Raw genomic sequence first — 10362 nt, forward strand, 5'->3', positions numbered from 1 at the left:
ATCGGGGTGCTGGTGCTGGCGGTGATCAGCGCGGTCGGATCGACGATGGGGTTGTGGCAGCGGCTCAAGGAGTACCGGTGAGGCGCCAAAAAGTGTCACAGGCGATCGCAGCGGTGATGCTGCTCAGCGCCTGTTCGGCGGGTCCGGCGCCAAGCGAGGTCATCCCTCGCAGCGCGCCCGCGCCCCAACCGGCCGACGCCAGCACGGTCACGGCCGTGCCGAGCAGCTCGGCGGGCCCGGCACCCTCGTGCGACGCCACCGCGAGCCTGCGGCCGGGGCCGGTGCCGCCCGCGGGTCAGATGCCGGCGGGTTCGAACATGGAACGCATCCTCAAGCGCGGCCGGTTGATCGCGGGCGTGGACCAGAACTCGTACCTGATGGGGTTCCGCAACTCGTTCACCGGCGAGCTGGAGGGCTTCGACGTCGACGTCGCCCGGCAGCTCGCGAAGGCCATCTTCGGCGACGAGAAGAAGGTCCAGTTCAAGGTCGTCACGGCGGCGGAACGCATCGGTGTGCTCAAGCGCGGTGACGTGGACGTCGTGGTGCGCACGATGACGATCACCTGCGACCGGCTCAACGACGTGGACTTCTCGCAGGTCTACTACCAGGCCGGGCAGCGGGTGCTGGTGCGCCGCAACTCCGGCATCACCGGTGTGGACAGCCTCAAGGACAAGAGGGTGTGCGTGGCGTCCGGGTCGACGTCGCTGAACAACGTCGTGAACCGGGTGAAGACGACGGTGAGCGTGCCGAACTGGACCGACTGCATGGTGATGCTGCAGCAGGGGCAGACGGACGCGATCTCCACCGACGACACGATCCTGGCGGGGCTCGCGGCGCAGGACCCGTACACCGAGGTGGTCGGGGCGCGGTTCACCGAGGAGCCGTACGGGGTGGGGATCCCCAAAGGCCAGGAGGACCTGGTCCGGTTCGTCAACGGCGTGCTGGAGCAGATGCGCGTCAACGGCGTGTGGAGCGGGATCTACTGGCGTTGGCTGAACACGCTGGGTCCGGCACCAGCGCCGCCCGTCGCTCGTTATCGGGACTAGGGGGTGTGCGATGACCGAGGATCTGGATCTTCCTGTCACGGGACCCGCGACGTCACCGGGGACCGCGCCCTGGTCGGTGTCGCAGGAGGCCTCGAAATCGAACTCGGGCCGCACGCGCCGGGGCAGCGCGCGGTCGATGAGCCGTGGCCGGTTGGGCGCGGGGCTGGTCGAGGTGCCGCGGGTGCCGTACCGGGATCCGAAGACCGCGGTGCTGGAGAACCCCGAGGTCCCGGAGGCGAAGCGGTTCTGCTCGAAGTGCGGCAAGAAGGTCGGGCGGCGCAAGGACGGCAAGCCGGGACGGGTGGAGGGGTTCTGCCCGCAGTGCGGGCACGCGTACTCGTTCACCCCGAAGCTCGCGCCGACTGAGGTGCTGCACGACCAGTACGAGGTGCTGGGGTGCCTCGCGCACGGCGGCCTGGGGTGGCTGTACCTGGCGCTGGACCACGCGGTGAGCGACCGGTGGGTGGTGCTGAAAGGCCTGCTCGACTCGGGTGACGCCGATGCGATGGCGGCGGCGCTGGCCGAGCGGCGGTTCCTCGCGGAGGTCGAGCACCCGAACATCGTGAAGATCCACAACTTCATCCGGCACGAGGACCGCGAGACCGGGAAGCTCGTCGAGTACATCGTGATGGAGTACGTCGGCGGCGAGTCGATCAAGGACATGATCACGCACCGGCGCAAGGAGGGCCGCGGCGACGAGGCGCTGCCGCTGGCGCAGGCCATCGCGTACGTGCTGGAGATCCTGCCCGCGGTCGGCTACCTGCACGGAGTCGGCTTGTTGTACTGCGACTTCAAGCCGGACAACATGATCCACACGGAGGAGCAGCTCAAGCTGATCGACCTGGGCGCGGTGCGGCGGATCGACGACCACCACTCCCCCATCTACGGCACGATCGGGTACCAGGCGCCGGAGATCGGCACGATCGGGCCGTCGGTCTTCTCGGACATTTACACGATCGGGCGAGCTTTGGCGGTGATGAGCTTCCCGTTCGACTTCCGCGGCCGTTGCAAGGACCGGCTGCCGACGGTCGACGAGGAACCGCTGCTGGGCCGCTTCGAGTCGTTCCACCGGCTGCTGCTGCGCGCCACGAACCCGAACCCCGAGCTGCGGTTTTCGTCAGCGGAGGACATGGCGGACCAGCTCACGGGCGTGCTGCGCGAGGTGCTGGCGATCGAGGACGGTGTGCAGCGGCCTGGTCCGTCGCGGCAGTTCACGCCGGAACGCCGCCGGTTCGGCGTCGAAGGTTCACTCGATCTGGCGGAGGTCGCGCTGGCGTTGCCCGCACCGAGCGTGAGCACCTCGGACGCGGCCGCGTCGTGGCTGGCGACGGCGACGACATCGGACCCGGCCGGGCTGCGCAAGGCACCGGAGTACACCGTGGAGGTGCGGCTGCGGATCGTGCGGGTGCTGATCGAGTCCGGCGACACCGAGGCCGCGCTGCGCGAGCTGGAGGCGCTGACGGCACCGTCCATGTTCGACGAGTCCGAACTGGACCCCGAGGACTGGCGGCCCGACTGGTACCGGGGCCTGGCCGCGCTGACCGACGAACGCGCGCAGGACGCGCTGGGGTTCTTCGACGCGGTGTGCTCGGCGGTGCCGGGCGAGGCGGCGCCGAAGCTGGCGCTGGGCGTGTGTCACGAGGCCATGGGCGATCTGAAGTCGGCGGCGGGCTGGTACGAGCTGGTGTGGCGCACGGACCACGCGTACGTGTCCGCGGCGTTCGGCCTGGCGCGCGTGCTGCTCGCGTGCGGGGACCGTTCGCGAGCGGTCGACGTACTGCTGTCCGTTCCGGACACTTCTTCACAACACCTGGCGGCGCAGATCGCGGCGGTGCGCGCGCAGCTCGGCCACAGCGACGCCGAGGACCTCGTCGCGGCCGGAGAACGGTTGCACGCCTTGGACATCGACGTCCATTCGCACACGCAGCTGTCGGCGGAGCTGCTGGAGGCCGCGTACGACTACGTGACCCGCAATCAGGCCGCCGAGGGCAAGGTGCTGGACTGTGCACTCTCCGAACACGAGCTTCGGCTGGGTCTCGAGCGGCGCTACCGCACGCTGGCCCGGTTCGCGGCCACGCCGGAGGAACGGATCGCATTGGTGGACCGCGCGAACGCGGTAAGGCCTAGGACGTTGGTTTGATGGACACCCTGAAGTGCCCGGAGTGCCTCGCGCCCGTCGCGCAGGAGGACCGGTTCTGCGAGGCCTGCGGGCGCAACCTGCTGGTCCGCCGCACGCCGCTGGGCGGGCCGACCGGTCCCGCGCAGGCCTCGTGCATCTTGTGCGGGTCGCCCGACATCGATGACGAGGACTACTGCACCCAGTGCGGTCGTCACCAGCCGTCGGCGCGTGATCGGGTGGAGTACACGCTCGGTGCGGTCTCGGGTGTCTCGGACAGGGGCAAGCGGCGGGCGCGCAACGAGGACTCGATGGCGTTCGGGCACGTCGCGGGCAAGGGTGTCGCCGCGGTCGTCTGCGACGGCGTGGCCTCGTCGGAACGCGCCGAGCAGGCTTCTCAGGCCGCCGCCGACGCCGCGGTGGACGTGCTGCTGAACGCGCTGATCGACACGGCCGACCCGGAGCAGGCGATGATCGACGCCGTCGCCGCGTCGTGCTTCGCGGTGGAGCAGCTGGTGGAGAACGAGCCGCTCGAGGCGGGCGCCAGGGGTGTCGCACCGTCGTGCACGTTCGTGTCCGCGCTGGTCACGGAGACGTCGGTGACGATCGGCTGGGTCGGCGACTCGCGCGCGTACTGGCTGGCCGAGGAGGGCTCCAAGCAGCTCACCACGGACGACACGTGGGCCGCGCAGCTCGTCGCGGAGGGTGTGCTGACCGAGGAGCAGGCGCGCACGGACCGCCGGGCGCACGTGCTGTCGCGGTGGATCGGCGCGGACGCCGGGCGGGTGGAGCCGCAGGTCGTCACGCTGCAGCCGACGACTCCTGGCGTGTTCGTGCTGTGCTCGGACGGCCTGCACAACTACCGGCCGCAGCCCGAGGATCTCCAGCCGCTGCTCGGGTCCGGGCCGGACGAGTACGTGAAGGTCGCCCTGGAGGCGGGTGGCCACGACAACATCACCGTGGTGCTGGTGCCGTTCGCACCGGCCCAGTAACTCGATTTCCGAGAGGAACCGCGCATGCCCGGCACGACCGTGGACGTGATCACCGAGGACGGCACCGCGGACGCCTACCTGGCTCATCCCGACGGCGCCGGCCCCTACCCGGCGGTCCTGTTCTACATGGACGCGTTCGGCCTGCGCCCGCACCTGCGCTCGATGGCCGACCGGCTCGCCGCTGCCGGTTACGTGGTGCTGGTGCCCAACGTCTTCTACCGCGTCGGCCGGGCGCCGGTGATCGAGCTGCCCGCCTACATCGACCCGCGAGAACGTCCGGCGCTGTTCGAGCAGATCATGCCGATGCTGCGGTCGTTGACGCCGGATGCCCTGATGCGCGACGCCAAGGCCTACCTGCAGTTCCTGGCCGACTCGCCGCTGACCGCGGACGGTCCGGTGGGGATCACGGGTTACTGCATGGGCGCCGGACTGGCGTTGCGCACGGCCGGTGCCTATCCGGACCGGGTCGCCGCGGCGGCGGGTTTCCACGGCGCGAACCTGGCCTCGGAGGCGGACGACAGCCCGCACCTGCTGGCTCCCCAGATCACAGCCGAGCTGTACTTCGCGCACGCCGACCAGGACTCCTCGATGCCCGCCGAGCAGATCGAACGCCTGGAGAAGGCTCTCTCCGAGGCCGGCGTGACGCATCGGTGCGAGGTGTACGAGGGTGCGCGGCACGGCTACACGCAGGCCGACACGGCCATGTACAGCGCCGACGCCACCGAACGCCACTGGGTCGCGCTCCTGGATCTTTTTTCCCGGGCGCTCTGAACCTTCCGCTGCCGCGGCGATACGCCCTAGAGTGACCGAGCCGCCGCCCTCCGTAATGCTTTGGAGGCGTACGGCATGGGCACTGCTAGGCGTTCGTTCCTGCTGGGAACGGCCGGAGCACTAGCCGCCGCGGGCACAGCTTCAGCCGCTCCCGGCGGGCTGACGTGGGTGCTGACCAACAACGTCGGGTACGAGGCCGAGGGGCCGAAGCGGGCGGTGATCGCCTGCACGACCCCCGGCCCGCACCGCTTCGAACTGGTGGAACACGGCACGGGCAAGGTGGTGCACCGCGGGTCGGCTCGCTCGGTCGGGCCGGTGGCGGACTGGAAGGCGAACCAGTTCCCGGCGGTGCCGTCGTTCTACTCGGTCGTCGACTTTTCGAACTTCACACGTTCTGGTGAATTCGTGCTGTCGACCGAGGGTGGGGTGTCTCGGCCGTTCGTGATCGAGCCGCTCGTGCTGGAACGGCGGACGTTGCCGCACGTGGTGAGGTTCTTCAAGGATTCGCGATCGTTCGGCGAGTACGACCGGGTGGACCGGTCGCTCCCCTACGAGCCGGATCCCGCGTTGAAGGTCGACGCGCGTGGTGGGTGGTACGACGCGGCGGCGGACTGGTCGAAGCACTTCACGCAGCTGTCGAAGTACTCGTTCTGCAACACGCTGCAGCTGCCGTTGACCGCGTACGTGCTGTGGACGTCGTACGACGAGCTGACTCGGCGCAACAACCCGGACTTCCGGCATCTGCGGGAGTTGCTGCACGACGAGGCGGTGTACGGGGCGGACTACCTGGTGCGGGTGCAGATGCCGGGCGGTTCGTTCTACGGGTCGGTGCGGCAGCCGCAGGAGGACGACATCGGCATCGGCCCGTCGAAGCGGTTCCTGCGCAAGGGTCCGCTGAACTACCGCGAGGGCTGTGGTGTCGCGATCGCGGCGCTGGCCCGGGCGGCGCGGGGCACTGTGGACGGTGACTTCCCGCGGTCGAAGTATCTCTCCGCAGCCGAGGCGGCGTTCTCGTTCCTGCAGGTCAACAACGTGGCGTTGACCAACGACGGCAAGGAGAACATCCAGGACGACTACAACGTCCTGCTCGCGGCCGTCGAACTGTTCAAGGCCACGCAGAAGCCCGAGTACAAGGCAGAGGCGGACAAGCGAGCGGCAGCACTCGTCGCACGAATTCTGCCGCGCGGGCATTTCCGGGCGGATGACAAGGATCGGCCGTACTTCCACCCGTCGGACGCGGGCATGCCGGTCGTGGCTTTGCTCGCGTACCAGTCGATCGGAGGCACCGACGTGTTGCCGGCGATCCGCAAGTCGCTGGAGTTCGAGCTGTCGATCACGTCAGCGGTCGCGAACCCGTTCGGTTATGCGCGGCAGGTGGTGCAGACGGCGGCGGGTGAGCGGTTCGACGGGTTCTTCTTCCCGCACGACGCGGCGGGCACGTGGTGGCAGGGCGAGAACGCGCGCCTGGCTTCTCTCGCTGCCGCGGCACGGCTGGCGGCGCCGAAGTTCGACGCGGCGTTCGCGGCGAAACTGCGCGCGTACGCGGCGGACCAGCTGAACTGGATCGTGGGCTGCAACCCGTTCGACGTGAGCATGCTGGAGGGCAGCGGCCGGACGTCGCCGATCTACCTCGAGTACCCGGACGGCTCGACGGTCGGCTCGTGGCGGTGGATCCGCGCGGCGGGCGGGATCGTCAACGGGATCACCGGGCGTGCGGCGGACGGTCGTGGGATCGAGTGGGATCCGGGGGTGGCGTCGTCGGGTCCGAACACGGACTGGCGCTGGCTTGAGCAGTGGATCCCGCACTCGACGTGGTTCCTGTACGCGGTGGCCGCGGGCTAGGGAGCATGTCCAGCAACGTCATGGCGTCGTGGTCCGGGGTGCCGGGCGTGGCGAGGTAGACGATGAGGCGCTGACCCTGGGCCCGGTTCAGGGTCAGCCCCTCGTGCGAGAGCGTCAGGGTGCCGACCTCGGGGTGGTGCATGGTCTTCTCGCCGTCACCGATGGTGCGGACCTCGTAGCGTTCCCAGTGCCGGTTGAAGTCGGGGCTCTTGACGATCAGCTCGCCGACGAGCGCGGCCAGGTCCGGCGCGTCCGGGTCGGTGCCGGCGATGGCGCGCAGCTGGGCGACGCAGTTCTTGGCCTTCACGTCCCAGTCGTTCCAGAGATCGCGGGCGTTGGGGTGCAGGAAGGTGTACCTGATCGTGTTGCGCTGCTTCTCGGGCCAGTCCTCGATGCCGTGCAGCAGCCGCAGTCCGCCGGGGTTGGCGGCGAGCAGGTCGTTGGTGCGGCTGACGACGTAGGCGGGGTTGGGGCGCAGCGTCTCCAGCAGCATCTTCATCGTGGGACGGACGCGGCGTGACGGCACCGGCACGGCCGCCGGGGCCTGCCGGGCGGCGAAGGCGGCGAGTTCGCGCAGGTAGTTCCGCTCCTCGCAGTTGAGGCGCAGCGCGTCACCCAGCGCTTCGACGACGGACGGGCTGGGCCGGGTCTCCTTGCCGCGTTCGAGGCGCACGTAGTAGTCGATGCTCACGCCGGCCAGCGCGGCGACCTCTTCGCGGCGCAGGCCCGGGGTGCGACGGGGGCCGGTTCTGGCGGGCAGCCCGACGTCGGCCGGGCTGATGCCGCCGCGGCGTGCTCGCAGGAACTTCCCGAACTCGGTCATGCGATTCAGTCTGCCAGCGGTCCGGCGCGGTTCCCTGGCCGTGTCACACCCCCTCTCACACTCCCCGGAAGAACGCGGTCTGACTGACCCGCGTGATCATCACGAGTGTTGATGGCGTGACAACTCTCTTCACCACCAGGCCCGCTCCGGCGAGCTCGAAGCTGGTGCTGGCCACGGCTTTCCTGGGCATCTTCCTGCTCAACCTCGACTCGATGGCGATGAACGTCGCGCTGCCCGCCGTGGGGCGCGAGTTCGGTGGCAGCACATCGGCGCTGCAGTGGATCGTGGACGCCTACACGTTGATGCTGGCCGCGTTGCTGTTGTCCGCGGGTGCGCTGTCGGATCGGTTCGGTGCGAGCCGGGCGTTCGGTGCCGGTGCCGCGGTGTTCACGTTCGCCTCGGCGGTGTGCGGGCTGGCGCCGGGGCTGGGCGAGCTGATCGGGGCGCGGCTGCTGAAGGGCGGTGCCGCGGCGATCATGCTGCCGTCGTCGCTGGCGTTGGTGCGGCAGGCCTTCCCGGACGCGGTGCAGCGGGCGCGGGCCATCGCGTTGTGGACGGTCGGTGGTGCGTTGGCGATCGCGGCGGGTCCGGTGGTCGGCGGGGTGCTGGCGGGCACGCTGGGGTGGCGGGCGATCTTCTTCGTCAACGTGCCGGTCGGGATCGTGACGCTGGTGGTGCTGGCGCGCACGCCGTCGTCGCCGCGGGTGGCCCGGCCGGTGGATCTTCTGGGGCAGGTCACCGCGATGGTGGCGCTGGTGGCGTTGACGTTCGGCGTGATCGAGCGCTCGCCGGTGGCCCTTGGGCTCGCCGTGGTGGCGGCGGTCGCGTTCGTGGTGGTCGAGTTGCGGGTGGCTGCGCCGATGGTGCCGTTGGGCTTGTTCCGGTCGCGTGCGGTGAGCGTGTCGATGGTGATCGGGTTCGTGGTGAACGCGGCGTTCTACGGGCTGGTGTTCGTGCTGAGCCTGTTCTTCCACGACCGGCTGGGGCTCTCGCCGATGGCGGCGGGGTTGTTGTTCCTTCCGATGACGGCGGTGATCGCGGTGGCGAACCTGGTGTCGGCGCGGCTGGCGGCGCGGTACGGGCCGCGGGTGCCGATCGTGGTGGGCCAGGTGGTGTGCGGGCTGGCGATGGTCTCGTTGCTGTGGGCGCAGACGGGTGCGGTGATCGCGGTGCTGCTGGTGCCGGTCGGGTTCGGGCTGGGGTTGGTGGTGCCGTCGCTGACCGCGGTGGTGATGGGTGAGGTCGCGGCGGACCGGGCGGGCATGACGGCCGGGGTGCTGAACTCGGTGCGGCAGACGGGTGGCGCGCTGGCGGTGGCGGTGTTCGGTGCGGTGGGCGGCTTGCGGGTCGCGTTGGTCGTCGCGGTCGTGATGCTCGTGGTCGCCACGGCCGTGTCGTTGCTGCTGCCGCGGCGATTTACCGCTGACTAACTGGGCCGGGGCACCGTCGGGGCGTGAGATTCGTTTCTGTCGCGGCGGTGGCCGCTTTCGCGCTGGCCGGGATGTCGTGCGGTGTCGCGCACGCCGAGTCGGCGCCGGGGTGTGGTCCGGTGACGCAGATCGGGAAGACCGCCTACATCGGTGGGGACGCCCGTGGTGCCAAGGCGTCGGTGAAGCAGTTCAAGGGCTGTGGCAAGAACTGGGCCTACGTCTACGTGTGGGACTCGTTCGCAGCCCAGGTGGGTGACTTCCAGATCACGGTGGCCATGAGGGTGTCCGGTCTGGTCGAGGGCCAGAAGACCTACCCGCGCAACAAGCAGGAGGGATGGTCGGAGGGCACCGATTCGCTGACCCGGTGCACCAGTGCGCTCGGAGCCTTGAAGGACTTCGTGATCAGCGACACCTGGTTGACCGCCGAGACCGACAAGAGGTGCTGACGATGAAACGTTCGCTCGTGCTGGCAGGGGCTTTGTTCGTCGCGGTGATGTCGCCGGGGATGGCGCACGCGGAGTCGGCGCCGGGGTGTGGTCCGGTGACGCAGATCGGCCGGACCGCGTACATCGGCGCGGACGCCGGTGTGCAGCTGGCGTCGGTGAAGCAGTTCAAGGGCTGTGGGAAGAACTGGGCGTACACCTACGTCTGGGACGTCTACCACAACCAGGGCAACGACTACCGCGTCTCGGCCGGGATCCTGACGTCCAGTGGCACGAAGGGCTACAAGAAGGGCGCCAACCGGCAGCGGGAGGTGTGGTCGGAGGGCACGAACACGCTGACCACGTGCACGCAGGCGCAGGGGCACCTGTACGACAACCCGGAGTACGCGGCGTTCGCGACGACGGACAAGCGCTGCTGAAATGGGCTAGTGGGCAGGCCGGTGTTGATCGCGGTGGCGGTGGTTGTCACCATCGTCGCCGTGGTCTTCGCCTTTCAGCGCAAGCTGGTCTACTTCCCCTCCCCCGGTCCGTTGCCGTCCGCGGAGGAGGTTCTCCCTGGTGGGCGCGATGTGCGGCTGGTGACGGCCGACGGTCTGATGCTCGGCGGCTGGCACTTCGAGGTGCGGGACGCGCCGGCGACGGTGATCGTGTTCCCAGGTAACGGCGGCAACCGGGAGGGCCGGATCCCGCTGGCGAGGGCGTTGACCGATCGCGGGTTGTCGGTGCTGCTCTTCGACTACCGCGGCTACGGCGGCAACCCGGGCGAGCCGTCCGAGGAGGGCCTGACCTATGACGCGCGGGCGGCGCTCGACCTGGTCGACGGGCCGGTGATCTACCTCGGCGAGTCGCTGGGCGCGGCCGTCGCCGTGGAACTCGCGACCTATCGCGCGCCTCTCGGG

At 69.6% G+C, this 10362-nt stretch carries 9 protein-coding genes and 1 pseudogene; 9 read left to right on the forward strand and 1 reads right to left on the reverse strand.

From position 1 onward, the window contains the following. Nucleotides 1-77 precede the first annotated feature (77 nt). The 5 genes from UK23_RS31695 (at nucleotide 78) to UK23_RS54110 (ending at nucleotide 6767) form a co-directional block, all read left to right on the forward strand. Nucleotides 78-1046, forward strand: a complete 969-nt coding sequence (locus UK23_RS31695) for a glutamate ABC transporter substrate-binding protein (protein WP_052685234.1) — start codon at nucleotides 78-80, stop codon at nucleotides 1044-1046. A 10-nt stretch (nucleotides 1047-1056) separates the two neighbouring features. Next, nucleotides 1057-3186, forward strand: a complete 2130-nt coding sequence (locus tag UK23_RS31700) for a serine/threonine-protein kinase (RefSeq protein WP_052685235.1) — start codon at nucleotides 1057-1059, stop codon at nucleotides 3184-3186. Continuing rightward, nucleotides 3186-4154, forward strand: a complete 969-nt coding sequence (locus UK23_RS31705; protein WP_045315376.1) for a PP2C family serine/threonine-protein phosphatase — start codon at nucleotides 3186-3188, stop codon at nucleotides 4152-4154. The genes UK23_RS31700 and UK23_RS31705 overlap by 1 nt, the downstream gene beginning before the upstream one ends. Nucleotides 4155-4178: 24 nt before the next feature. Next, a complete protein-coding gene (locus UK23_RS31710) occupies nucleotides 4179-4925 on the forward strand; it encodes a dienelactone hydrolase family protein (RefSeq protein WP_045315377.1) in 747 nt (248 codons plus the stop codon). A 75-nt stretch (nucleotides 4926-5000) separates the two neighbouring features. Next, nucleotides 5001-6767 (forward strand): glycoside hydrolase family 9 protein, encoded by a 1767-nt coding sequence (locus UK23_RS54110; protein ID WP_045315381.1) that lies wholly within the window; start codon nucleotides 5001-5003, stop codon nucleotides 6765-6767. Nucleotides 6768-6789: 22 nt separating this feature from the next. On the opposite strand, the pseudogene UK23_RS31720 reads toward UK23_RS54110, so the two are convergent. Next, a pseudogene (locus UK23_RS31720) lies at nucleotides 6790-7590 on the reverse strand (helix-turn-helix transcriptional regulator); the annotation flags it as partial. Nucleotides 7591-7706: 116 nt separating this feature from the next. Here UK23_RS31720 and UK23_RS31725 point away from each other — a divergent pair. The 4 genes from UK23_RS31725 to UK23_RS31745 all read left to right on the forward strand — a co-directional run. Further along, on the forward strand, nucleotides 7707-9020 hold the full coding sequence (locus UK23_RS31725; protein ID WP_082115127.1) for an MFS transporter: 1314 nt from the start codon (nucleotides 7707-7709) through the stop codon (nucleotides 9018-9020). Between the two features lie 23 nt (nucleotides 9021-9043). Continuing rightward, the gene (locus UK23_RS31730; protein ID WP_156213520.1) at nucleotides 9044-9466 is read left to right on the forward strand and encodes a hypothetical protein; all 423 of its coding nucleotides are present in this window, start codon (nucleotides 9044-9046) and stop codon (nucleotides 9464-9466) included. A 2-nt stretch (nucleotides 9467-9468) separates the two neighbouring features. Then, on the forward strand, nucleotides 9469-9882 hold the full coding sequence (locus tag UK23_RS49105) for a hypothetical protein (protein WP_156213521.1): 414 nt from the start codon (nucleotides 9469-9471) through the stop codon (nucleotides 9880-9882). A 9-nt stretch (nucleotides 9883-9891) separates the two neighbouring features. Further along, nucleotides 9892-10362, forward strand: a 471-nt coding sequence (locus UK23_RS31745; RefSeq protein WP_045315379.1) for an alpha/beta hydrolase, incomplete at its 3' end; no start/stop codon positions are given.

Origin of the sequence: Lentzea aerocolonigenes (genome assembly GCF_000955955.1) — a bacterium.
GTDB classification, from domain to species: Bacteria; Actinomycetota; Actinomycetes; order Mycobacteriales; family Pseudonocardiaceae; genus Lentzea; species Lentzea aerocolonigenes_A.